Annotated in this window: 16 protein-coding genes and 1 pseudogene; 15 read left to right on the top strand and 2 right to left on the bottom strand. The window is 61.9% G+C overall.

The features are described 5' to 3' along the window. The 14 genes and pseudogenes from tssH to AQUI_RS0126230 all read left to right on the top strand — a co-directional run bounded on the left by tssH (position 1) and on the right by AQUI_RS0126230 (position 22027). Positions 1-2724, top strand: coding sequence for a type VI secretion system ATPase TssH (gene tssH / locus AQUI_RS0126290; protein WP_027260168.1), 2724 nt, complete (start codon positions 1-3; stop codon positions 2722-2724). 35 nt (positions 2725-2759) lie between these two features. Then, complete coding sequence (locus AQUI_RS0126285; RefSeq protein ID WP_245597001.1) at positions 2760-4007, top strand: hypothetical protein; 1248 nt, start codon at positions 2760-2762, stop codon at positions 4005-4007. A gap of 69 nt (positions 4008-4076) precedes the next feature. Beyond that, positions 4077-4931 (top strand): ion transporter, encoded by an 855-nt coding sequence (locus AQUI_RS0126280; protein WP_027260166.1) that lies wholly within the window; start codon positions 4077-4079, stop codon positions 4929-4931. Beyond that, positions 4924-5415: pseudogene (gene tssB, locus AQUI_RS32165) on the top strand (type VI secretion system contractile sheath small subunit); the annotation flags it as partial. The gene AQUI_RS0126280 and the pseudogene tssB, both read left to right, overlap by 8 nt. Positions 5416-5925: 510 nt before the next feature. Further along, entirely contained in the window at positions 5926-9624 is a 3699-nt protein-coding gene (locus AQUI_RS32375) for a type VI secretion system contractile sheath domain-containing protein (RefSeq protein ID WP_342665626.1), read from the top strand. 64 nt (positions 9625-9688) lie between these two features. Continuing rightward, positions 9689-11800 carry a type VI secretion system Vgr family protein gene (locus AQUI_RS0126270; protein WP_027260164.1) on the top strand — a complete coding sequence of 704 codons (2112 nt, stop codon included), beginning with the start codon at positions 9689-9691 and terminating at the stop codon, positions 11798-11800. Between the two features lie 9 nt (positions 11801-11809). Next, positions 11810-12418: a DUF6931 family protein gene (locus AQUI_RS0126265; protein WP_027260163.1), complete on the top strand. Its 609-nt coding sequence runs from the start codon at positions 11810-11812 to the stop codon at positions 12416-12418. A 15-nt stretch (positions 12419-12433) separates the two neighbouring features. Next, positions 12434-12736, top strand: coding sequence for a PAAR domain-containing protein (locus AQUI_RS0126260; protein WP_027260162.1), 303 nt, complete (start codon positions 12434-12436; stop codon positions 12734-12736). A 14-nt stretch (positions 12737-12750) separates the two neighbouring features. Then, complete coding sequence (gene tagH / locus AQUI_RS0126255) at positions 12751-14220, top strand: type VI secretion system-associated FHA domain protein TagH (RefSeq protein ID WP_342665625.1); 1470 nt, start codon at positions 12751-12753, stop codon at positions 14218-14220. A gap of 47 nt (positions 14221-14267) precedes the next feature. Further along, positions 14268-15608, top strand: a complete 1341-nt coding sequence (gene tssK / locus AQUI_RS0126250) for a type VI secretion system baseplate subunit TssK (protein WP_027260160.1) — start codon at positions 14268-14270, stop codon at positions 15606-15608. Between the two features lie 14 nt (positions 15609-15622). Continuing rightward, the gene (gene icmH / locus AQUI_RS0126245; RefSeq protein WP_027260159.1) at positions 15623-17056 is read left to right on the top strand and encodes a type VI secretion system protein TssL, long form; all 1434 of its coding nucleotides are present in this window, start codon (positions 15623-15625) and stop codon (positions 17054-17056) included. Then, the gene (gene tssM / locus AQUI_RS0126240) at positions 17053-20625 is read left to right on the top strand and encodes a type VI secretion system membrane subunit TssM (protein WP_027260158.1); all 3573 of its coding nucleotides are present in this window, start codon (positions 17053-17055) and stop codon (positions 20623-20625) included. Before icmH ends, tssM begins: the two co-directional genes overlap by 4 nt. Next, the gene (gene tagF / locus AQUI_RS0126235) at positions 20625-21305 is read left to right on the top strand and encodes a type VI secretion system-associated protein TagF (protein ID WP_027260157.1); all 681 of its coding nucleotides are present in this window, start codon (positions 20625-20627) and stop codon (positions 21303-21305) included. The genes tssM and tagF overlap by 1 nt, the downstream gene beginning before the upstream one ends. Beyond that, positions 21305-22027: a PP2C family protein-serine/threonine phosphatase gene (locus AQUI_RS0126230; protein ID WP_051372074.1), complete on the top strand. Its 723-nt coding sequence runs from the start codon at positions 21305-21307 to the stop codon at positions 22025-22027. Before tagF ends, AQUI_RS0126230 begins: the two co-directional genes overlap by 1 nt. Positions 22028-22110: 83 nt before the next feature. Here AQUI_RS0126230 and AQUI_RS0126225 read toward each other — a convergent pair whose 3' ends face one another. Both AQUI_RS0126225 and AQUI_RS0126220 read right to left on the bottom strand, forming a co-directional pair. After that, a complete protein-coding gene (locus tag AQUI_RS0126225) occupies positions 22111-24279 on the bottom strand; it encodes a serine/threonine protein kinase (protein WP_027260155.1) in 2169 nt (722 codons plus the stop codon). 44 nt (positions 24280-24323) lie between these two features. Further along, complete coding sequence (locus tag AQUI_RS0126220; protein WP_027260154.1) at positions 24324-24899, bottom strand: OmpA family protein; 576 nt, start codon at positions 24897-24899, stop codon at positions 24324-24326. A gap of 182 nt (positions 24900-25081) precedes the next feature. Between AQUI_RS0126220 and AQUI_RS0126215 the strand changes: the two genes are divergently transcribed. Then, entirely contained in the window at positions 25082-25924 is an 843-nt protein-coding gene (locus AQUI_RS0126215) for a M15 family metallopeptidase (protein ID WP_027260153.1), read from the top strand. Positions 25925-25942 lie beyond the last annotated feature (18 nt).

The following is a 25942-nucleotide window of genomic DNA, read 5'->3' as shown; positions in this document are numbered from 1 at the left end:
ATGACCGAGATCAGCCGCGTGGCGCTGTTTGGCAAGCTGAACAAGCTGGGATACCAGGCCGTGGAAAGCGCAACCGTGTTCTGCAAGATGCGGGGCAACCCCTATGTCGAACTGGTGCATTGGCTGCATCAGCTGCTGGCGCAGCAGGACAGCGACATTCACCGGATCATCCAGCATTACGATCTGGATGCGGGCAAGATCGCAACCGAACTGACCCGGGCGCTGGATATGCTGCCGCGCGGGGCCTCGACGATCTCGGATCTGTCTGACCATCTGATGGATGCGATGGAACGCGGCTGGGTCTGGGGGTCATTGCTGTATTCGGCGGGGCAGGTGCGCAGCGGCCATTTGCTGCTGGGCATGCTGAAAACTCCGGCGCTGCGCAACATCCTGTCGAACATGTCTCCGGAGCTGGCGAGCGTCGGCGCCGATGACCTGGCGGATAATTTCAACGATGCCACTGATGGCTCGCCCGAAGAACGGCTGGGCGCGCAGGATGGCTCCAACGTCACCGGCGGCGGGGCGGAGCCGGGCGAGGCCTCGGGGTCGATGGCGCCGGGTGCCATGGGCAAGGGCGAGGCGCTGGAGCAGTTCTGCACCGATCTGACCGAGCAGGCGCGCAACGGCGAGATCGATCCGATTGTCGGCCGCGATGAGGAAATCCGCCAGATCGTCGATATTCTGATGCGGCGCAGGCAGAACAACCCGATCCTCACCGGTGAGGCCGGGGTGGGCAAAACGGCGGTGGTTGAAGGCTTTGCCCTGCGGATTGCGCGCGGCGACGTGCCGCCGGCGCTGCAGGATGTGCGGCTTTTGGTGCTGGATGTGGGCCTCTTGCAGGCTGGCGCCAGCATGAAAGGTGAATTTGAAAACCGCCTGCGCCAGGTGATTGACGAGGTGCAGGCCAGCCCGGTGCCGATTGTGATGTTTGTCGATGAGACCCACACGCTGGTCGGGGCTGGCGGTGCGGCAGGCACCGGCGACGCGGCCAACCTGCTGAAACCGGCGCTGGCACGCGGCACGCTGCGCACCATCGGCGCGACCACCTGGGCCGAGTACAAGAAATATATTGAGAAAGACCCGGCTCTGACCCGCCGTTTCCAGGTGGTCAAGATTGATGAGCCGGGCATTCAAAAGGCAATCCTTATGATGCGGGGCATTGCCTCGATGCTGGAAGGCCACCACAGGGTGCAGGTTCTGGACGAGGGGATCGAGGCTGCCGTCAGCTTGTCGGCCCGCTATATCCCGGCGCGGCAATTGCCGGATAAATCGGTAAGCCTGCTGGATACGGCCTGTGCCCGCGTGGCAGTCAGCCAGCACGCAGTGCCGGCCGAGGTGGATGACAGCCAGCGCCGGATTGAGGCGTTGACCACTGAGCTGGAGATCATCGGCCGCGACGAGACCGCGGGTTACGAGGTCGCTGACCGGCGCGAGGCAGTGGAGGCTGCCAAGACAGCTGAGGAGGAACGGCTGGCCGGGCTGACAGAGCGCTGGAACAAGGAAAAGGCGGTTGTCGAGGGCATTCTGGAGCTGCGCGCCAAGCTCCGGGAGGGGGCCGCGCCCGTGGACGCTGCCCCGGATGCCGGGGATAACGCAGCGGAGGGCGCTGCCGACAGCCCGCTTTCCGATGAAGACCGTGCCAAGCTGATGCAGGAGCTGAAGGACAAGAACGCCGAGTTGGAAACCTTGCAGGGCGATTCTGCGCTGATCCTGCCGATAGTTGACCATCAGGCGGTGGCGAGCGTGGTGGGCGACTGGACGGGCATCCCGGTGGGCCGCATGGTCAAGGACGAGATCGAGACGATCCTGAACCTGGAGGAACATCTGGCGAAACGGGTGATCGGCCAGGATCATGCGATGAAGATGATCGCCAAACGTATCCAGACCAGCCGCGCCGGGCTGGACAACCCGAACAAGCCGATCGGGGTGTTCATGCTGGCGGGGACCTCGGGCGTGGGTAAGACGGAAACCGCGCTGGCGCTGGCAGAGGTGCTGTATGGCGGCGAGCAGAACGTCATCACCATCAACATGTCGGAATACCAGGAAGCCCATACGGTCAGCAGTTTGAAAGGCGCGCCTCCGGGCTATGTCGGCTATGGCGAAGGCGGGGTGCTGACCGAGGCGGTGCGGCGCAAGCCCTATTCCGTCGTGCTGCTGGATGAGGTTGAGAAGGCGCACCCGGATGTGCATGAGATTTTCTTTCAGGTGTTCGATAAAGGGGTGATGGAAGACGGTGAGGGCCGCATCATCGACTTTAAGAACACGCTGATCCTGCTGACCTCGAATGTCGGCACCGAAACGATCATGGATCTGTGTTCGGACCCGGATCTGATGCCGGAACCGGAGGGTATGGCGAAAGCCTTGCGCGATCCGTTGGTGAAAGTTTTCCCGCCGGCTTTGCTGGGGCGCCTGGTGGCGATCCCCTATTATCCGCTCAGCCCGGAGATGATCGGCGAAATTACCAAGCTGCAGCTGGGCCGGATCCAGAAGCGGGTGCAGGAAACCCATGGGGTGCCGTTCGAATACTCGGATGCGGTGGTCGAGGAAATCGTCAACCGCTGCCAGGAGCTGGACAGCGGCGGCCGGATGATCGACGCGATCGTCACCAACACCATGCTGCCGGATATTTCAAACGAATTCCTGCGCCGCCTGATGGAAGGCAAGGACGTGGAGAAAGTCGCCATTGGCGTCACCGACGGGGAGTTTTCATACGCGTTTGATTGATCGCGCTTGAGGGTAATCAGTGGGAAGGAAATCCTATGGTTAAACATGTTGTTATGGACCTGAAAAACCTGGACATTAAAGTGTCCGGGCTGGAGATGGTCGAACCGCCGAAACTGTCGTTCAAAGTGGTGGTCGAGCTCGACAAGAAGATGGAAAAGGGGGTCGAGAAAGACCCGCTTTTGCAGCAGGAATTCCATGCCGGTGCCAGCGAGGTGCTGGAGCAAACCAAGGACACCATCGAGAAGAAGTGCAAGGTGTTCGACAAGCTGTTTGTCCAGATGGTGGCCAAGGGCGCTTCGGATAAAGACATGGAAAAGCAGCTGAAAGGGCTGAACGACGCCATCAAGAATGACGTCAAAGTGGCCGAAAAGGGCGCTGAACTGGCTGCGCAAAAGGCCTGGACCAGCCTGCAGAAGAAGAAAAAGGAATGGTCCAAGTTCAAGATCAAGATCGGCGTGTCCATTGCCGGTACCCTGGCCGGTCTGGCGGTGAGCATCGCCGCTATGGCGACCTCGCCGTTCTCCGGCGGCGCGGGCGCGGCCTTTGGCATCATCGGCCTGATCAAGTCGGGGGTGACGCTGGCCAAGGACATCGGCAAGCTGGCGATCAATATCGATCAGTCCAAGACCATACTGGTGAAGAACCTTGCGGTGGTGGAAAAGGCGGCCTCCAACAAGGCGCTGAATGCGGCGAATGAGGTGTCGGCGGCGGTGTTCCAGGAGTTCCTTGGGATCTCGCAGCCTTCGGTCAAGACGGTGGAGGATGCGGCTGATACGCTGAAGGCGAAATACGCGCAGATGGTCGTCAAAATGCATGACCTGTCCAAGAACCTGAACAAGATTCTGAAACAGCAGGAAAAGCTAAAAAAGGAATTCCTGGCCGAGGTCGGCAAGAAGCTGAAAAAGCATCCCGTCAAGGACAAGAAGACCCAACTGGTGATGATCAGCAAGGCGCTGGATACGGCCTTGGCGAAAAACTATGCCGAGGTTCAGAGCGCCATCGATAAGATCCAGATCATGTACAGCGATGCGCGCGGCTGGGCCAGCAATATCAAGGAGCTGATGAAGCGGGTGAAGGCGCTGACAATCAAGGACCCCAAAGCGCTGAAGGTGTTCCGTGAGGGGCTGAAGTTCGCAGCCCTGGCGCTGTCGCCGATTGATGGCAACTCGATTGCCACCGGCGCCAAGGATCTGGCCCTGGGCGTGGGCGGCGCGGTCGGCGGCTATGCCTACGACAAAATCACCAGCAAGGCATTGGACGGGACTGTGTTCGACGCGGCCTGACGAATGATGAAAGACCGCCGGGCGCAGAACGTGCCCGGCAAGACTTGAAAGACCGGGTGGAGAAACAAATTGGACAGCAGCGCGCAAACCGAAGGGACGCTCCGGGACCGGGCCCGGGAATTTGTTGAGCGCCAATGGGTGACCAATGCCATTCTTGGCATCATCATCTTCAATGCGATCACACTGGGGCTTGGCACTTCTGCTGCGGTGCGGGCGTATGCTGGCGGTCTGCTGGATGTCATCGACTCTGTTGTTCTGGGCATTTTTGTTCTGGAACTGGCGCTGAAACTCTTTGCCTATGGTCTGCGCTTCTTTGCTTCGGCCTGGAATATCTTTGACTTGATTGTGGTTTCTTTTGGTTTGTTCCCGGACAGCCAGGGCCTGTCGGCACTGCGTGGGCTGCGGGTGGTACGGGCACTGCGGCTGCTGTCGGTCATCCCGCAGATGCGGGCCGTGGTGCAGGCGCTGCTGGATGCTTTGCCGGGCATGGGCGCGGTGATCGTGATGATCTCTATCGTGTTCTATGTCTTCGGCGTGATGGCGACGATGATGTACGGACAGGCCTTTGATGAATGGTTCGGCACCCTGGGGCGGTCGCTGTATTCGCTGTTCCAGATCATGACCTTGGAAAGCTGGTCGATGGGCATCGTGCGGCCGGTGATGGAAGAGTTCCCCTTTGCCTGGTCGTTCTTTGTGCCGTTCATCGTGATCACTGCGTTTTCGGTTCTGAACCTGTTCATCGGCCTTTTGGTCAACACCATGCAGACCGCAGTGGAGGCGGACGCCGAGGCCGAATTCGAGAAACTGCGCGATCTGGTCAAATCGGAGACCGATGTGGTGGACGCGCATGTGATGGAGCTGCATGAGGAGATCAAGGCGCTGCGATCGGAGATTGCGCAGCTGAAAGGGCAGGGAAATGGCTGATAGCTCGCAAAAGTTCATTGCCCGCAACCGGGCGCCGCGCGTTCAGATCGAATATGATGTGGAGCTTTATGGCGCCGAGAAGAAGGTGCAGCTGCCGTTTGTGATGGGCGTGATGAGCGATCTGGCGGGCAAATCCACAGTTGAACAGCCCGGCGTTGCAGACCGCAAGTTTCTGGAAATCGACGTCGACAATTTTGACGAACGGATGAAAGCATTGGCGCCGCGCGCTGCCTTTGCCGTGCCCAACACGCTGACCGGCGAGGGCAATCTAGCGGTGGATCTGACGTTTGAAAGCATGGCGGATTTTTCGCCCGGCGCCATTGCCGCCAAGGTGGATGCGCTGCGTCCGCTGCTGGAGGCGCGCACCCAGTTGCAGAACCTTATGGCCTATATGGACGGCAAGACCGGTGCCGAGACGCTGATCGAGACGATCCTGAACGACCCGTCGCTGCTGGCGGCAGTGTCGGCGCCGGCGGGGGACGCCGGCAGCGCGGCCGCTTTGGACAGCCTGCGCAATCTGGAACTGCCCGCGGAAGAAGCCGATACCAGCGACGATGTGCTGGCCGGGCTTGCGGCTGCGGCTCCGGAGGCTGCAGCGCCCGCGGATGCATCCGGCGGAATTCTGGACGCACTGCGCGACGCGGCGCCGGAAGACCAGGCGGTTGACGACGACTCGGCGGGGGTTCTGGAAGGATTGCGGGGTGCTGCCCCACAGGAATCTGCACCGGAAGTTACAACCGCTGACGTGCTGTCGGATCTGAGCGCGGCCGCACCGGCAGATCCCGAACAGCGGGATGATACGGCGGATGCTTTGGCGGCTTTGGCTGCAACCGATGTGCCTGACCCCGAAGAAGAGGACGGCGCAGCCTCTGTTCTGGAGGGACTGGCGCAGGCGGATGTGCCTGAAACGGAAGATGCAGATACCTCCGGTGATGTGCTGGCAGGGCTGGCGGCGCAGGAACCCGGGGACGCCGGCGCCGGGGATGTGTCCGGGATGGTGCTGGACAGCCTGGCAGCGGCGGACGTGCCGGAGGATGAAACGGAAGATCATTCCAGTGTTCTGGATGCGCTCGCGGAGATTGACGTGCCAGAGCAGGCAGACACGGCAGCGGATGATGCGCTGGAAAGCCTCGCGGCGGTTGAAACTGCGGAGCTGCCCGCGGAGGATCACGCCGGCATTCTGGACGGTCTGGCGGAACAGGCGCTGGAGGATGAAGCGGAAGACGATACCGCGGGTTCTGCCTTGGAGAGCTTGGCGGCGGCAGAGGTTCCGGATGCGGATGTCTCTGATGAGTCTGCATCGGTTCTGGACGGGCTGGCTGCGATTGAAGTGGAAGACGGCAATGATGACACCGCCGGTGCCGCGCTGGAAAGCTTAGCGGCGGCAGACCTGGAGGTGCCGGAGCCTGAGGAACACTCGGATGTTCTGGACGGGCTGGCCGGTTTGCAGCAGGAAGAAGCAGGCGCCGATGACGCGGCGGAGGCAGCCCTGGAAAGTCTGACCCCGGTAGAGATAGCTGAGGACCAGGGCGAAGATATTGCCGGTGTTCTGAGTGACCTTTCAGATGTTGAGCCGGTTGCAGGGGATGACGGCAGCGAAGCCGCTGCGGCGCTGGACAGCTTGGCTGAAGCAGCAGCCGAAGACGGCATTGAAAACGACGGGCTGGATGGCGGCCTGGACGATGTTCTGGACGGGCTGCTGGACGATGCTGCGGTGGAGGAAGCCGACGGCAGCGCGGCGGCGGATGCACTGGACAGCCTGGTCTCGGTTGAGACAGCGGAAACGGCGGAAGACGACGCCGGTGATGTACTGGAAGGGTTGCTGGCGGGCGGCTCGGAGCAAGATAAGGATACAGGTGAAGATCTGAGTTCGGTGCTGGACAGCCTTGAGACGCCTGAGGAAACGGGCGGCGAAGACAGCGCCGCAGACGTGCTGGCCGGGCTGGCAGAGGATCTTCCGGAGGACGCACCAGTAGAGGGGGGTGGGCTGGACGGTATCCTCGGCGGGCTGGAAGAACCGGAGGACGATGCCGGGGACAACGATCTGAGCGCTGCGCTGGACACGCTGGAGGCGCCTGCAGAAGAAGAGGCCGGGGATAGCGGGCTTGATGATTTGCTTGCGGGCCTTGGCAGCGATGCGCCCGAAGAGGCCGCCGTGGTGGACGTCTCTGATGACATACTGGCGGACCTTGCCGAAGACGATGCCTCCGCGGATGATCCCGATGCGCTTTTGAGTGATCCGGGCGACGAACCATCTACGGAGCCGGAGGATGACGGCAGCAGTTTGGATGATTTGCTGGGGGATCTGGACAGCCCAGAACCTGCAGAGGACGACAGTTCCGAACTGAATGCGCTTCTTGAAGACGGGGATGACGGCGATGATCTGGACAGCTTGCTGGGTAGTCTGGACGAGCCGGAAGATACCGCCGCTGAAGAGAGAGAAGACAGCAGCCTGGATGATCTGCTTGGCGGATTGGGCGGTGCTGACGATGAAGCGGCGGGCGGTGATGATCTGGACGCGCTGCTAAACGGGCTTGATGAGAACGGCGCAGAGGAGATGGAGGACGCCAGCCTTGATGATCTTTTGGGGGACCTCGGCAGCGAGGAAGAGGAGGGCGATCTGGATGGTCTGCTGGCAGGCCTCGGCGAGGAGGCCTCAGCGGAGGAGGCGGCAGAAGACGGCGGTGCCGAGGATGATCTGGATGCGCTGCTGGGCGGGCTGGGTGATGCGGACTCCGATCTGGACAGCCTGATGGGTGATGATGGCGATATGGACCTGGACGATTTGCTGGGGGATCTCGGCGGCGATGACGAGGATGATGAGGAAGACGGGGGCGCTGGCGGTGATGATCTCGACGCGCTGCTAGGGGATTTGGACGCCGGCGGTGATGAACCCGCAGCTGAGGCTGCAGAGGTCGAAGTATCAGAGGATCCCGAGTTCGCTTATGGCACCATGAGCGCGGAGCGTCCTGACCCGCAGAAGCTGGAGCGCAAGCGGTTCCGGCTGGCCATTCTGGGTGATTTTTCCGGCCGCGCGGCGAAGGGTCAGCTGGAGACCGGCGATGCGCTGGCGGCCCGCAAAGCGATCCTGCTGGATCCGGATACGGTCGAGGATGTGATCGAGAGCTTCGCGACTGAGCTGGTGCTGTCGATCGGCAAGGACGGCGCCGGGATTGCGGTCAAGCTGGAGGATCTGGACGGGCTGCATCCGGATGAGCTGTATGAAAATGTCGAACTGTTCTCGGAGCTGGTGGGGCTGCGCAAACAGCTGCAAAGCGGCGCGACAGCGGATCATGCGGCGGGCACGCTGAAGGCTTGGGCGGAGAAACACGGCACCAGGGCGCGGGCGCCGAAGCGGACGTCGGCGGGAAATTCAGTGCCGGCCGACAAACGGCTGAGCGCCTTTCAGCAGCTGATCGGGGCAACCGGCATCACCCCGCGTCCGGCCTCGCCGGTGGAGGAGTTGCTGGCGCGCGTCGTCGGCCCGCATATCAGGGCGCTGCCGGACCCGGATGCAGCAGCGATGCAAAAGGCGGTGGATGAGGCGCTGTCCGATGCGATGCGGCTGGTGCTGCACCATCCGGAGTTCCAATCGGTGGAGGCGCAGTGGCGCTCGCTGGATCTGATGGCGCGCTCGATCGAGGATGACGATACGCTGGATGTGATGCTGTATGACATCTCGGCGGAGGAGTTGGCGGCGGATCTGGCAGCTACAGAAGACCTGTCGAAAACCGGTTTTGTGCGGCTGCTGACCGAAGAGCCGCTGGACGAGGAGAACGGGCGCGGTGGCTATTCGGCGCTGATCGGCATGTATCAGTTCGAGGAAACCCCGCCGCATGCGGAACTGCTCGGACGCATCGCGCGGGTGGCGGCACATGTGGATGCGCCGTTCTTTGCCGCGATTTCGCCCGAGTTCCTGAAGACGCCCAAGGCGGAGCGGCCCAAGCTGGTGGCCGAGGCCTGGGATACGTTGCAGGGCATGGCAGAGGCCGGGCATCTGGGGCTGGTCAGCCCGCGGTTCCTGCTGCGCCGCCCTTATGGCGAGAAGACCGAACCCTGTTATGAGTTTGATTTTGAGGAGTTTACCGAATCCGAGGGTCTGAAGGGGATGCTTTGGGCGAATCCGGTGGTGCTGGTGGCAATCCTGCTTGGGCGGTCGTTCCGTCAGAACGGGCCGTCCCTGCAGCTGGGTAAAATCATGACTTTGGGAGAGATGCCCTATCATTATGTGAACGACAAGTTCGGCGATCAGGTGGCGCTGCCCTGCACCGAGCGCAATATTGATCTGGGCAAGATTGCGCTGGCGCAGGAACGCGGATTTATGGCGGTAAGCGCGGTCAAGGGGCGGGACGAGGTGCGGCTGACGTCCTTTAATTCTCTGAAGGGCAGCGAGATACTGGGGCCCTGGACCGGCGTGCCTGCGCCGGAACCCTCGCCGCCTGATCCGCGCGGGCTGCCGGAACCGGCGGCGCCTGCAGGCGGTGATGAAGACGATGATCTGGATTTGGGCGGAGATGATGGGGATGATCTCGGCCTGGACGATCTGGATCTTGGAGACGGCAGCGGGGATGACGATGGCCTCGGGGATCTGGACGACTTGCTGGCGTCGTTCGGGGACGACGGCGATGACGATGACGACGGCGGTGATGACGAAATGGATGCAGACCTCGCCGCGCTTTTGGATGATTTATGATGCGAATGTTTGAGAACACTGCCGGCGATTTCCGGCCCGGTTCCCGTCGCGGAAAGGAGGACCCATGGTTGTAAGTAAGGGCCATGAAAACGACCTCGCCTGGATGTCGGGGACATATTCCACCGACGGCCTGATGATGAGCCGTGCGATTGTGCGCGAGGGGCTGAGCAAGCTGACCGAGACCACAATCGAATTTGCCGCGACCAAGAGCCAGCCCAAGCTGCAGGATCTGGTCGGCAAGCAGATGAATGTGCATGTGATGCGCCAGCAGACAGAGCATCAGTTCAACGGGCTGTGCATTTCGGTCGAGTATCTGGGCTTTCGCAACGGGTACGAGATGTATGTGGCGGAGGTGCGCCCCTGGTTCTGGCTGCTGACGCGGACCAGCGATCTGCGGGTGTTTCAGGAAAAGACCTCGGTCGATATCATCAAACAGCTGTTCAGCGAGTACGGTTTCAGCGATTTCACCGACAAGCTGAGCGATTCCTATGAGGCGCGCGAATACTGCCTGCAATACCGTGAAAGCGACTATGCCTTCCTGTGCCGGCTGATGGAGGAAGAGGGGATATATTTCTACTTCGACAGTCCCATTGGCGATACCGCGATTGAAAAGCTGGTGCTGTGCGACGGGGTCAGCGGGCACGCGCCGATCAAGGGCGGCGCAGGGATTGAGTTCCACGCCCGTGATGACAGCGACCGTCGGCGCGAGGAGCATATCTCGGAATGGACCAAGGATGAGATCCTGACACGCGGCAAGGTCACGCTGAATGATTTCAACTTTGAAACGCCCTCGGCGGATCTGAAGGCTGCCACTGAAATCGCCAAGGGCAGCCATTCCTACGATGATTATGAAGTTTATGACTACCAGGGCCGTTATCCGTCCAAGACCCCATTGGGAGACAAGCGTTCCAGGGTGCGGATGGAAGCGGAGGCGATCAGGCACATCCGCTGGCGCGGCGCGTCCAGTGTGGCGACCCTGGGCACCGGCAGCACCTTCACGATGGAAAAACATCCGGTGAAGGAGAACAACAAGGAATATCTCGTCATTGAGACAGAGCATCATGTCAAGGTGGCTTGGGACTACGGTGAGCGGGAGAGTCAGCAGAAGAAAGAGGTTGCCACCAAAGGGGCGATGCGGCGCGACCTAAAGGCGCGCAACATGGATGTGCCCGAGGAGATGGAGCACGACGTCTATGCCTCGACGTTCAGTGCCATTCTGAAATCCGATCAGTTCCGGGCGCCGCTGGTGACCCCCTGGCCGGAAGTGCAGGGGCTGCAGACCGCAACCGTGGTCGGCCAGAGCGGCGAAGAGATCTGGACCGACAAGCATGGCCGGATCAAGATCCAGTTTCATTGGGACCGGGAAGGCAAGAAGAACGAGACTTCGTCTTGTTTTGTGCGGGTAGTGACGCCCTGGTCCGGTAAGAACTGGGGCATGGTGGCGATCCCGCGCATGGGCCAGGAGGTTGTGATCCAGTTCGAGGACGGCAACCCCGACCGGCCGATCTGCACCGGCATGCTTTACAATGCTGAAACGATGCCGCCCTATACCTACCCCGACGATCAGACACAGCTGGGGATCAAGACCAATTCCTCCAAGGGCGGCGGCGGTTACAACGAGCTGATGTTCGATGACAAGAAAGACAGCGAGCTGATGCGGGTGCAGGCCGAGAAGGATCATCAGATGCTGGTCAAGGACCGCTCAACGGTGACTGTTGGCATGGATGCTCCCGACCCGGAAGTCACTGAGGCGGACGAGAAGAGCTATGTTTTCACGGTCCAGCAGCACATGACGGAAACCGTGCATGAGGGCGACCGGACCGAGGTGGTGGAAACCGGCGACAAGTCCGAGACCATCCAGACCGGCAACATGACCCTGGACGTGGACACCGGCGACCTGACCGAAACCATTTCAACGGGGAACCATACAGAGACCGTGTCGATGGGCAATCTGACGGTGGATGTGACCGCGGGCAAGATCGCCATGTCGGCGGGGCAGGAGATCAAGCTGACTGTGGGGGCATCCGAGGTCAAGATCGACAATTCCGGTGTTACGATCAAGGGGCCGATGATCAAGATCGAAGGCTCTGGAATGGTTGAGGCCAAGGCGCCGATGACCACCGTGAAAGGCGAGGCCATGCTGACCCTGAAGGGCGGCCTCACGATGATCAACTAGGTGGTGCAGATGTCGGCAAGATTTGAAAAGCTGGTGAAAATGCCCGCTGACCCGGTGGCCAAGCTGCTGTCACGGGCAAATGTCATCCTGAAAACACCGCTGGAGGCACCGCCAACGGCGCTGGCAGGAACCGTGCTGGAGGAGCTGGACCGCAAGGGCGCGCTGGTCGATCTGCTGCGCACGCTGGCGGTGCTGCTGCCCCCGCGCGAGCGGGTGTGGTGGGCCTGCCTCGCGGCGCGCGATTACATCGGGCCGCGTTCGGACCAGGATCCGGCCTCGCTGACCGCGTCGGAGACTTGGGTGTTTGAGCCATCCGAGGAAAACCGCGACAAGGCGCGCATCACTCTGGATCATGCCTATGTGGATGATGATACGGTGAATTGCGCGCTGGCGGTGCTTTATGCGGCCGGAACGCTTGGACCGGGAGAATTGAATCAATATCCCGCCCCGGCGGGGGCGTCCGAGGCGGCGGCCTTTGCCATGAATATGGTGGCCTTGGGTCAATTGTCTGATAAGTTTGAAGAACACGGCGGCGTTCTGATTGAGCGCGCGCTGGATATTGCGCGTGGCGGCAAGGGGCAGGTGGTCCAGGTGCCGGAAGCGGCAACGCAAAGCTGAGAGAGGATGTAAGTAATGGGAATGCCACAGGCCCGGATGACGGATCTGCATGCCTGCATGCTGCCCTCAACCCCGCCGCCGCCGGTGCTGCCGGTGCCGACGCCGATCCTGCCGCCCTGCGCGGTGACCGTGCTGGTGGCCAATCTGCCGGCTGCCCGCCTAGGTGATATGTGCACCGCGGCGCCTTCGCCGCACCCGATCATCAAAGGTTCGGCCACGGTGCTGATCAACAACATGCCGGCTGCGCGGATTCTGGACAACACGGCCTGCGGCGGCATGGTCGCCAAGGGTGAAGTCACCGTGCTGGTGGGAGGTTAAGCCCAAACATGGGAGTGACGTTGAAATTCCAAAGCTCGGGCGCAATGCCCGGCGATGCGGCCCCTGTTCCGATGCGGGGGCCGAGCCTGACTGTGGGGCGGGGCGCCAGCTGCGACCTGGTATTGCCGGACCCGGACCAGCTGCTGTCGCGCAATCACTGCGTGATCGAGGATCACAATGGCAATGTGGTGGTGGTTGACCTCAGTTCTAACGGCACGTTTCTGAACTATTCCAAAATTCCGCTGGGCCGCACACCGACGCCGCTTAACAACGGGGATGTGCTTTGCGTCGGCAACTATGAGCTGGTGGTGGAAATCCGCGATGATCTGGCGGATGTCGGCGGCATGATTGCTGCCCCCGCCGCGCAGGGGCCGGCCTCGCACGGCAATGCCGCCAATGCGCCGGATCCGCTGCAGCTGCTGGAAGATGCAGGGCCGGGCGGTGATTTCCTGGATGATTTGCTGGGTGAGGGCCTTAAGGGACCGGCGCAGCTGAATCCGATGGATCCGATTGATGAACTGCTGCCGCCCCTGGGCGAGGAAGAAGATCCGTTTTTTCAGAAAGCCAGCGACGGGCGTGAAGGGGAGGGGGCCAGTCTGGCCAACCACAACCCGACCGCTTCGGACGGGTTTGCCGTGCCTGCGGCGCAGTCGAACATGATCCCGGACGATTGGGACGATGATTTCCTGACGGGAATAGGCGAGCCGGAAACTCCGGTGCCTGCCCCCGATCCGCAACCCGCGCCACCGCCGCGTGAGGTTCCGGCCCCGGTGCCGGAAACCCCGCCCGCAGCGCCGCCGCCGGAAGTGCCGCCCGCACCGCCGACCGAGATACCGCCGGTGCAGGATAGGGCTGCCGGGGAGCTAAAAACCATTGCATCCGCGGCGCCTCCGTCAGCAGAGTCGCAAGACGCGGTGGCCGCGTTCCTGAAGGGTGCGGGCGCCGAAGTCAGCCTTGATCCGGCGGAACACGCCAGCACCATGGCGCGCATGGGCCGGGTGATGCGGACGCTGGTCATCGGCCTGCGCGAAATCCTGATGACGCGGACCTCGATCAAATCCGAATTCCGGATTGAACAGACGATGATCTCGGCGGGTGGAAACAACCCGCTGAAATTCTCGATTACGCCGGAGCAGGCGGTTGAAGCGATGGTGCGTCCGGCGACCAAGGGCTACTTGTCGCCAGAGACGGCTGCCGAAGAGGCGTTGCGCGATATCAAGGCACATGAGGTGGCGATGGTCACCGGCATGGAGGCGGCGCTGAAAGGTGTCTTGAAACGGCTTGATCCCAAAGCATTGGAGAGCCAGATCGAAACCAAGGGCGGCCTCAAGGACCTCCTGCGCGGCAAGAAGGCGCAGTACTGGGACGTCTACGAACAGCTGTATGCGGAGATTTCCGATCAGGCTGAGAATGATTTTCACGACTTGTTCAGCCGCGAGTTTGCGCGTGCCTACAAGGATCAGCTGGACAGGCTGAAGGACTGATGCGCACCGCGCCGCTGGCGCGTGCCCGCAACTGAGAGGAGATCCCGGTGTCCTGGGACAGTAAAGTACTTTGGACGGAGGGGCTGTTTCTGCAGCCGCATCACTTCCAGCAGTCCGACCGGTATAACGAGGCGCTGGTTGCCGGGCTGGCGCGGCGGCTCAGCCCCTATGCCTGGGGCGTGAACGGGCTGGAGATCGACCATGAGGCGCTGAAGATCGGCCAGTTCGCAGTGAAGTCCTGCGAGGGGCTGACCCATGACGGCACCGTGTTCCGGGTGCCGATGGCGGACCCGCACCCGCCGGCGATGGAAGTGCCCTCGACGGTCAAGGATTGCATCGTCTACATGACTGTGCCGCAGCGCCGCCAGGGCGCCACCGAGGTAGATCTGAGCGGCGCCGAACGTTCGGCCAGCCGGTTGCGCCCGGACAAGCAGGAAGTGACCGATGTGACCTCGACCGAGCGTAAGCCGGTGGAGCTGGATGTGGGCAAGATGCGGCTGCAGTTTGCGCTGGAGGTGGACGATCTGGCCGATCTGCTGGCGATCCCCGTGGCGCGCATCATCGAGGTGCGCCCGGACAAGGAGATCGTGCTTGATCAGGCCTTTGTCCCGGCTTGCTTGGACGTGCGGGCGGCGCCTGCGCTTAGCGGTTTCCTGCGTGAGCTGGAGGGGTTGCTGGCGCACCGGATGGAGGCGCTGGCGGGCCGCTTGTCAGAGGCCGGCGGCGCCCGCGGGGTGGCGGATGTGTCGGATTTCATGCTGCTGGCAGTGGTCAACCGGATGCTGCCGCAAGTACGCCATCTGCGCAATATCGAGAACCTCCATCCCGAACGGCTGTTCACCGCCTGTGCGGGGCTGGCCGGGGAGCTGTCGGTGTTCATGTCGACCGAAAAACAGGCGCCGGAGTTTCCGCCCTATACCCATGACAATCTGGTCGAATGCTTTGCGCCGGTGATCCGGGTGCTGCGCCAATACCTGAGCTCGGTTCTGGAGCAGACCGCGATCCCGATCAAGCTGGAGGCGCGCAAATACGGTATCTCGGTGGGGGTCATTGCCGACCGGAAACTGCTGGGTAATGCTGGTTTTGTGCTGGCGGTCAGCGCGGATATTCCGGCCGAGGATGTGCGCAAGCATTTCTCGGGCCAGGCCAAGATCGGCCCCGTCGAGGAGATCCGCCAACTGGTGAACTCGGCGCTGCCGGGGATCACCCTGCGGCCTTTGCCAGTGGCACCGCGGCAGATCCCCTATCACTCCGGCGTGGTCTATTTCGAGATGGATGCGGACAGCCCCTATTGGCGCAAGATGACCACTTCGGGCGGCATCGCGGTGCATGTGTCTGGGCAGTATCCGGGGCTCAAGATGGAGCTTTGGGCGATCCGTAATGCGTAAGGGAAGATGCTGAGATGGCTGATTATGACGATCCCTTTGCCGAACCGGGGGATACCGACAAGACGGTGATCAAGCCGAACCCGGGCGGGCGGCGGACGGCCACGCCGGTGCAGCAGCCGGAAACACCGCAGATCCAGCCTGGAGCGGAACAGCCTGCGGCCCCGGCAGAACCCGGATTGGATGCCTATGGCGTGCCGCAGGCAGCAGCACCGAAACCGCAGGCTGCGGCGGGCGGGGCGAAGGCGCCGAAAATGGCGCTGACGGGGATGAACCAGCTGACGGCCTGTGCCTCCACCCTGTTTGCGCTGATCAGCCGGATCCGCAACCGGGCCCAGCACATGGACCCGGATGGGCTGCGCAAGAATGTTGTGGCTGAGGTACGTGCGTTTGAAAACCGCGCGCTGCAGGCGGGCATTGCCGCTCAGACGGTGAAGATTGCGCGCTATGCGCTGTGCGCGACGCTGGATGACGTGGTGCTGAACACGCCCTGGGGCGGACAGTCTGCCTGGGGGTTGCAGTCGATGGTGGCGACCTTCCACCGTGAGGTGGTCGGCGGCGACCGTTTCTATGACTTGCTGGCGCGGCTGGAGAAAGAGCCGGGCGGCAATATCGACATGCTCGAGTTCCTGTACATGTGCCTATCGCTGGGGTTCGAGGGCCGTCTGCGGGTGGAGCAGGGCGGTTCCGAGAAACATCTGCAAATCCGCGGCGCGCTGGCCCGGATCATCCGAAATCAGCGCGGCCCGGTGGAGCGCGATCTGTCGCCGCATTGGGAAGGCCTGGTCAAACCGTTCAAGGCGTTGTCGGTCTGGCGGCTGGTCTGGATCACCCTGGCGGCCGCCTGCGCAGTGCTGGCACTGCAGTTTCTGAGCCTGAGCTGGATGCTGTCGAACCAGACCGAGAATGTGGTCGGGCAGCTGACGATTGTCGATTCCGGCCCCAAGGCGGAGCTGGAACGGCGTGCGCCTCCGCCGCCTCCGCCTCCGCCGGCGCCGACGGCCGAAGAACAGATCGCCAAGGTCACGGGCTTCCTGGAACCGGAGATCAAGGAAGGCATCGTGCAAGTCTTTCAGAAGGGCAACACACTGATTATCCGGCTGGCCGGTTCGGGCATGTTCGGCTCGGGGTCGGACCAGCTCAGCAAGAAATTCCGGTCCTCGGTGAACCGTGTGGCTGAGTCGCTGAATGACGAAAAGGGCAAAATTATCGTGGCGGGCCATTCCGACAATATTCCAATCCGCTCCTCCCGTTTCCCGTCCAACATGGCGCTTTCGTTGGCACGGGCGAAATCGGTGATGGCAGGCATGGCCAAGATGATGACAGACCCGGACCGGCTGTCGGCCGAGGGCCGCGCCGACAAAGAACCGATTGCAGATAACAGCACCCGCGCAGGGCGGGCCAAGAACCGCAGGATCGAAATCCTGCTGGTTCAGGAGGTTGAAGGATGATCCGCCGTTATATCTTTCCGCTGTTCCGGTCGATCTACACCGTTCTGCTGATCCTGGCAGCGGTGCTGTCGGCCTGCGTGTGGTATTTCGCGCCGTTTATTGGCGGCGATGAGTGGCGTCCGTTTGACAGCGTGATGTCGCGGCTGATCACCATCGGGATAATCTTCCTTCTGTATTTCATCATCATCGGCATCATCTTCTGGCGGCGCCGCCGCAAGGACAAGGAGATGACCGAGGAGATCGCCGAGGCGGTGGATACCTCGGAAGATGATGTTTTGTCCGAGGAAATCGGCGAACTGCGCGGCAAGTTCAAGGACGCGATGAAAGAGCTGCGCAAGTCCAAGGGCGGCCGCCGTCATCTGAACGATCTGCCGTGGTACATCATGATCGGCCCGCCCGGCGCGGGCAAAACCACGGCGATTGTGAATTCCGGCCTGCAGTTCCCGCTGGCCGAGAAACTGGGCAAGGCTGCGATTGGCGGCGTCGGCGGCACCCGCAACTGCGACTGGTGGTTCACCAATGACGCGGTGCTGATCGACACTGCCGGGCGCTATACAACCCAGGAAAGCGATGCCGAGGCTGATAACGCCGCTTGGCTGGGCTTCCTGGGGCTGATGAAGAAATACCGCAAGCGGCAGCCGATCAATGGTGCGATTATTGCAATCTCGCTGTCGGATCTGTCGTTGCAGGATGAGATCACACAGAAAAGCCACGCCGCTGCGGTGCGCCGCCGCTTGGCCGAGCTGCGCGAGAAACTGGGCGTGCGTTTCCCGGTCTATGTGCTGTTCACCAAGGCAGACCTGATTGCCGGCTTTCAGGAGTTCCATGACGCCTTGGGCAAGGAGGACCGCGAACAGGTCTGGGGATTCACCCTGCCAGTGCCCAAGGGCAAGAAGGAACAGGCGCCGATTGCCGGGTTTGACGAGGAATTCGGGCTGTTGCTGGGGCAGGTCAATGCGCAGCTTTTGGAGAAGATGCAGACCGAGACCGATCATCAGCGCCGCGCACTGATTGCCGGATTTCCGGCGCAGGTCGCCTCGATGCGCGGGGTGGCCCGGGAGTTTCTGACCGAGGTGTTTCAGGACAACCGTTATGAGCAGCGCCAGATGCTGCGGGGGATTTACTTCACCTCCGGCACCCAGGAAGGCACGCCGATCGACCGGCTGATGCTGGGCATGGCGCAAACTTTTGGCATCGGGCGGCAGGCGATTGGCACCGGGCAGGGCACCGGGCGGTCCTTCTTCCTGACCCGGCTGTTTGAAAGTGTGATGTTCCCCGAGGCGGGGCTGGTGTCGGCTGACGACAAGGTGGAACGCCGCTACCGCTGGACCCGCCGGATTGCGATCACTGCCACCGTTCTGGTGGCGATTGGAATGGGTGCGCTTTGGGTGCGTTCCTACCTTAAGAACACCGATTTGATTACTCAGGCCGAAGGCCAGGTTTCTGCTTATCAGGCCGCTTCGGCGCAACTGCCGCCCAGCCCGGTCGGCGATACAGATCTGGTGCCGGTGGCAGCAGCGCTGAACAACCTGCGCGACATGCCGGGCAACCCGGTGCTGTCGGATCCGGAGCCTGACGGGGCGATGACCTATGGCCTGTATCAGGGAGAAGTGATCGGCACCCAGGCGGCGCAGACCTACCGCACGGCGCTGAACCAGCGGCTGCTGCCGCGGCTTCTGGTGCGGCTGGAGCAACAGATCGAAGGCAACATCAACAACCCAGACACGCTGTATGAAGCGCTGAAGATCTATCTGATGCTGGGCCTGCAGGGGCCGATGAACCAGGATCTGGTCAAGGAGTGGATGCGGCTGGATTGGGAGCGGATCGCCTATCCCGGCATCGCCCGAAACCAGCTGCGCGCCGATCTGATGGATCACCTGACCGCCCTGCTATCGCAGCCAATGGAGGAGATTGCTCTCAACGGACCGCTGATTGCCCAGGCGCAAAACATTCTGTCGGAAATGCCGCTGGCACAGCGGGTCTATAACGGCATCTTGAACTCCAAGAAGGCCACTGCACTGGCGAAATGGCGGATCACGGACGTTGGCGGCCCGTCGGTCAAGCGGGTGCTGGTACGCAGCTCCGGCAAGCCGCTGAACGAGGGGATCGAGGGGATCTTCACCTATGATGGCTTCCATAACGTGTTCCTGCCGGAGGCTGTCAGTGTCGCCGAGCGTGTTCACCGCGAGGCCTGGGTGCTGGGTGAGCAGAACGAAGCCGCCCAGAACGAAGCGGTGCTGCTGAAACTCAGCCGCGATGTTCTGGACCTTTATTACAACGACTACATCAGCCGCTATGACCAGATCCTGGGGGATATTGACATTATCCCGCTGGAGTCACTGTCCCACGCCGTTGAAGTCACGAATGTGCTGTCGGGGCCAACCTCGCCCATCGTCAACATCCTGAACGACATCAGTGCGGAAACCCGGTTGAACGAGGACAAATCTGTGCTGGATGCCGGCACTCTTGCCGCGGGTGCTCAGAATGTGGCCGCGATTGAGGCGCGATCCAACCTGTCGATCCAGGGCCAGATCCTGCTGGAGGCGCTGGTCGGCTCTGCCGAAAACGCACCCGGACAGGCCGCCAAGCCGCCGGGCGCCTATGTGCAGGAGCGGTTTGAATGGCTGTACAATCTGGTGAACCGGCCCGACGGCCAGCCCTCGCAGCTGGATGATCTGATGGGCCAGCTGCAGCAGGTTTATCAGGAACTGAACAAGATGTCCTTCTCGGGCGTGGCCACGGGCGGGCAAAGCGGCCAGGCGCTGCTGCAGTTCCAGCAAACCGCCAGCCGGATGGGCGGGCCGCTGCCCCGCTGGGCGACGCAGATTTCCGCGGGGTCCTCGGGGATTACTTCGGAAGGCACGCGTGCTTCGATCAATGCGCGCTGGCAATCGGCGGTGCTGCCGTTCTGCCAACAGGCGTTGGGGAACCGCTATCCGTTCAACCGCTCGGCCCGGGCCGATGTGGCGATGGCCGATTTTGCCAAGCTGTTTGCGCCCGGCGGGCTGATCGACGGGTTCTTCAATGATCAGCTGTTGAAATACGTCGATACCCGCAGCCGTCCCTGGATCTGGAAGCGGGTGAACGACGTGGATCTGGGCATCAGTCCGGCGGTTCTGCAGCAGATGCAATATGCCGCCGAGATCAAGGAGGCATTTTTTGCCGGCGGTGCGCAGCCTGCAGTGCAGTTCCAGATTACTGTCAACGCGCTGGACCCCAAGGCCAAAGAAGTGGTGCTGGAGATCGATGGCTCCAAAGTGGCCTATAATCACCGGTCCGGTGCGCCGACGCCTGTGGCGGTGACCTGGCCGGGGTCGGTCGGGCTGGCGCGGATCACCCTTTTGCCCAAGAAGCGCGACGCCGAGAATGTGATGTCGCGGGACGGGCCTTGGGCCTGGTTCCGGCTGCTGGATGCGGCCGAGGTGCGGCGCACCAATGTCTCTGACCGGCGGCGGGTGAATTTCCGCGTCGGCGGACGTCTGGCGCTGTTCGAACTGCAATCGGGTTCAGTCATCAATCCCTTTGCCCTGCCGGCAATGGCAAAATTCAGCTGCCCGAAGTCGATGTAATGGCAGGCTTCGGTGCATTCGGTAAGATGCCTTCAGCCGGGGATTTTTTCCGGCTGAATACGCCGGGCGGATTTGTGCGGGTTTGGGATGCCTGGCTGCAGCAGGTTATGCTGGACGGGCGGGAGGCTTATGGGTCCGGTTTTGATGCCCACTACATGACCGCGCCGATCTGGCGGTTCTGCTTGCCTGCCGGGCTGGCTGGTGCGCAAAGGGTGATCGGGGTGCTGATGCCCTCGGTCGACCGGGTGGGCCGGCGGTTCCCGCTGACGCTGATGGCGGCGCTTCCCGGGCCGGGCGATGCGGCCTTGCCCCGCTTTTGCGAGGGGGGGCTGTTCGAGCGGCTGGAGAATGTTGCGCTGGATGCATTGGAGGACACGATGACCAAGGACGATCTGGCAGAAGAGCTTGCAAGCATTCCAGCGCCGGACATACGGTCGGCGGGTCCGCTGCCGGCTGCAGGCCCTGGCTTTGTTTTGGCTGGTGCCCAGGGGCCGGAAGTGCTGCCTGGCGCCCTGGCGGGTGCCGCGCTGGAAGGGAGGCTGACCGGCTGCAGCCTGTGGACGGCGATGCTGGATGGTGCGCCGCGGAGGCTGGCCTGTCCGGGTCTTCCGCAAGGCGGTACTGCATTGGGAATGTTTGACCTTGGGGCGCCGCTTTGGACGGTTGCGGAGGGGCTGTGATGAACCAGCTGCGCAAATACCGCTACACCGCGCAGACCCATGTCGGGCTGAAGCGCAAGGTTAACGAAGACGCAGTTCTGGCGTTGCCGGAACATGACATCTGGCTGGTGGCAGACGGAATGGGCGGCCATGACGCCGGGGATTATGCCAGCCGGCTGATCGCCGATGCGGCGGCCATGATCCCGCTGGGGCTTGATCCGGCGGCGCGGATGCAAGCGCTGCGGGAGGCGATCCAGAACGCCCATACGGCAATCCGGGCTGAGGCCGATGCCCGCGGCGGCGGCACAATCGGATCGACGGTTGCTGCACTGGTGATGGCCAATCAGCATTTTGCCGGGCTATGGGCCGGCGACAGCCGGATCTACCGGCTGCGGGACGGGCATATCGAAATGCTGACCGAGGATCACTCGGCTGTGGCAGAATTTGTGCTGGCTGGAAAAATGACATGGGACGAGGCGGAACAGCATCCGCAATCCAACGCGATCACCCGAGCTGTGGGTGTTGGGGAAGAGCTGGAAATCGACAAGATCCGCGGTGACACGGAACCTGGAGACCGCTTCCTGATCTGCTCGGACGGGCTGACAAAATATGCCACGTTCCAGATCCTGCAGGACGCGCTGACCGGCACACCGCTGGAGACCGTTGGTGATCAGCTGATCCAGATCGCGCTGAACGGGGGCGGCGCGGACAATATCACTGCTGTGGTGATTGACGTGATGTAGCGCAACCGTTTCCCTGCGAGGGAAACGGTCCGGAAAACACGTGTTTTCCGAGCCGGAATTTTCGCAAAATTCCGGTTTCCTGATCAGGGTTTGGCAGTGACCAGGATCCGGCTGTCCAATGACCGGATGCGGCTGGAATCGGCCTCGTAGCTGGCCTGCAGCGCTTCGGCAAAACCCACCGCGCTTTCGGAGGTCGGGCGCATGCCGTCAAACAGCGGTTCTGAGGAATGCAGGACCACCACCTTGCTTTTGCCAAGGGTGCTGTCATCAACCTTGAAAGCAATGCCGCCGCCGGTGGCGGATTCTTCCAGACTATAGGCGACTCGCACGGGAACCGCACCGGCGGTACCATCCCGCAGACTGGCGACGGCATTGTCTTCGCGCGAGATGTTGGGCAGCAGGTGGAACACATTGCCGGAAACATCCAGTATCGACACGGTCAGGTAACCCTCGGTCACATCATCCGGCAGCACGATATCGATGACCGGGTTTTCGCCGACAAAGAAACGGCCTGATGGGTTGGGTTCCACCGTTGTCCCGCCAACAGCAAATGCCACTTCGGCGCCGCCGGAAGGGGCTTTGGGCAGATGCTGTTCGACAACACAAAGCGCGTCGTTCAGCACCTCCACATCCAGTACCACCTGGCGTTCATGGGCCAGCGCGCGCAGCGCATCAAACAGTTCCAGCCGGGTGGCGGTGCTGGCGACGCGGCCGCTGATCAGCACCGGGTCGCTGGGCGCGTAACCGTCGTAATGGCCATTGCCGTCACGCAGCAGCGGGCCGCAATCGGCAAAAGTCTCCATCACCGCCTTGACCTCGGCCACCGGCAGCATCGGCAGCTCAAACCGGATCTCGGCCTTGCCTTCCAGGGCGCCGGGCAGGCCGTTGCGGAACAGCTCGTTCAGCCTTTCGGCCACGTTGGTGTCGTCGGTGGTGCCGGTGAGCCGGGCCTTGTTGTTGCTGACGACCAGGCGCCATTCTCGCAAACCCTCAAGCGGTTTAACCGTGTCGAGCACATCTGCGCCCCAAGTGTCGGATATCGCGCCGGAGGCCAGCGTCAGATCGGCATCCTGAGACAGCGCCAGAAGGGCATCGCGTGCCGCTTCGGACGGCACATTGCCAACGATCTGGACCGGGCCATCGACGGGTTTTTCGGCGATGAAGGAATAAGGGCGGGCCACAGGGTAGGAGGGCTGGAGAACACTGTCGAGCATACCGCTGAAGTAGGCGCCGGCCCCGCCGCCGCCGAGCAGAAGCAAAACCGCCAAGGCCGTCCAAAGACCGCCGCGGCTGCCTTTCTTTTCCTCTGCCTTGCCCCGAACCGGCTTGGCGGAGGGTTGCGGCGGCGGTGCGGGTTTGCTGGTCTGCGGGACGATAATAGTGGCGTCCTCAGCCGGGCCATCCAGCACATCCCCCAGGCTGCCACCATCGGGATTGTCCAAAAAGGCCAGAACTTCCCCTGCATTCTGGAACCGCGCGTTCGGATCCGGGGCGCACATCCGCTCGATCAGGGCTTTGAAGGGTTCGGGCAAGCCATCCGTATCGAGTGGTTTCTGCTTGTTTTCAACCACTTCCATCGGATTGGCGCCGAGTTTCGGCGCCGCGCCGCGGAAGTTGGCCAATAGCAGCGCCCCCAGCGAATAGATATCCGAGCGGGCGTCGGTGTCACCGCTCATCTGTTCCGGTGCGGCATAGGAGTATTTGCCGGCAAACTCATTTCCAACAATGGTCTGGGCGCCCGGATTGGTGTCCTTGGCGATGCCGAAATCGATGATGACGGCTTCGGCGGGATCCCCGCCGCGCAGGATGATGTTGTCCGGGCTAAGATCGCGGTGGACGATATTCCGGATATGCGCTGCCTGCAGACCCTGGGCCACGCGGCGGCAAATCACCAGCAGGTCGTCAGCCGCCATCGGCCCCTGTTTCAGGCGCTTGTCGAGACCGGGGCCTTCGACATAGTCCATCAGAAGATAGATATGCCCGTCTGGCGTGCGGTGATTTTCCGAATAGCGCACCACCGCGGCATGGCGGATTTCGCGGATATTCTCCTCGCGCGCCATCAGGACGGTGAAGTCCTCATTGGCGGCAAGTTCCTGTTTCAGCACCTTAAGGGCCACCAGGTTGCCGGAAATTTCCGAGCGTGCCTTATAGACATGAGACGTGCCGCCGCGGCCCAGCAGGCATTCGATCCTGTAGGTATTGTTCAGCAGGTCACCCGGCTGGAACAAGTCGCCAGGGCGCGATTCAAGCATGGAAGTCTCCCTGGCCTCTCATCCGGCGCGGGTCGGGGCTGTGGTCAGCCCAGAGCCTGGAATTCAACACGGCGGTTTTCGTCAGCGCGTGTGTTGTTTTCGTTGTAGGGCGCGGTTTCACCCATGCCGATGGCTTTGAGCATTTCCTCGCCCACACCGCAGGAGCTTATCAGGTGACGGCGGACTTCCTCCGCCCGCAGCAGCGACAGCCGTTCATTATAGGCGGCGGACCCAGAACTGTCGGTATGGCCGATGATCTGGAACACGGTGCCGTCGAGCGCCTTCATCGAGGCGCACATATTGGCCAGTTTCGGCGCCTGATCGGCGCGCAGCGCGGCGCTGTCGAAGTCAAAGGAGATCTGGACATTGATCTGGGTTTGCCGGTCGACCGGATTGTATTCCTCGGCTGCGGCGGCCACGGTTGCGGTTTCCTCTGCAGGATCCTCGGCCGCAGCTGTGCTGCTTGGCACGATCACCAGGCCGCGCGTCTTCTGTTTCTTGAAGGCTTCGGTGATTTCCTCGACCGACAATTCGCCGCCATTCGACTGCGCCTGAGCCAGCGGGGCGAAAATCAGGCCCGCACCCAGAACACTTGCAAAAATTCCCTTAAGGCGGATCATGCCCGGCGCCCTCCCCTGCCATTTCAACATGGCTGGCAGTCTATACCAGCACCTGCGGCCTGCCAATGGCAGGCAGAGTGAAGCGCGGGAAAAAAACACGGTGTTTCCGGCAAGTTGCAATCAGGGGGTTTACTGCCGCGTGGCGAGGGATTGAAATGGGCGCAAATGATCCGGGAGGGAAAATGCGGGTTCTGCCAGCAGTGATAATCGCCATTGGCCTTGTGCTGGCTCCGGCGGTTTGGTTCGGGCTCAGCTGGCTGCTGAGCGAAGAAGACTTCCAAGGGTCGGGCGGTGTTGATTCGACCGCGCGGATCGAGATCGAGATGCTGCGCCAGCAGGTCGAGGATCTGCAATCCCGGATGACGGATCTGCAGAGCGAGGTTGCCAGCCTGCCCGCTGGAGGGGCAGGCGGCGGAACCCCTTTTACCGATGACGCGGCAGGCGAGGCCGCAATCTGGAACCAGACCGGCGGCGCCGATCTGGATTACGCCCAGGTGGTGCTGATTGCCGACCGTTTGAATGTGAACCGGGGCCTGCGGGTAACAGGCGGCAAGTATCTGACAGAGAAACTGGGCCGCCCGCGGGAGGAATTGAACGATACCTGCCAGCCGATGACCAATGCGAACCTCAAGGAAAAACTGGTGACCGAACAGGTCGGGCCGATCCGGGTCAGCATGCTGCGCCCGGCGATCGAAAGCCTGAAGGTGGTGTTTGAAAACATCCGCCAGGCGGACCCGGACCTTTATGCCCGCATCAACACCGCCGGCGCGCTGTGCGTGCGCCGGATCCGCGGCACCGCAAATTCATTGTCCACCCACAGCTATGGTCTTGCCGTCGATTTGAACATTGACGGCAAGCTGGATAATTTCACTGATGGCAAGACCCAGCTGGGCCTGACCATCATGGCGGATTTCTTTTATGATCAGGGCTGGGTCTGGGGCGCCGGGTTCCGGCGCGAAGACAGCATGCACTTTGAGATCAGCCGCCGCCAGCTGGATGCGTGGATCGCGGACGGTCAGCTGTGACGGCGTTCCACAGTTCTG

The sequence above is a fragment of the Leisingera aquimarina DSM 24565 genome (genome assembly GCF_000473165.1).
Classification (GTDB): Bacteria; Pseudomonadota; Alphaproteobacteria; order Rhodobacterales; family Rhodobacteraceae; genus Leisingera; species Leisingera aquimarina.
Note: the sequence above shows the minus strand (reverse complement) of the source record. Positions and strands in the feature narration are given on the sequence as shown.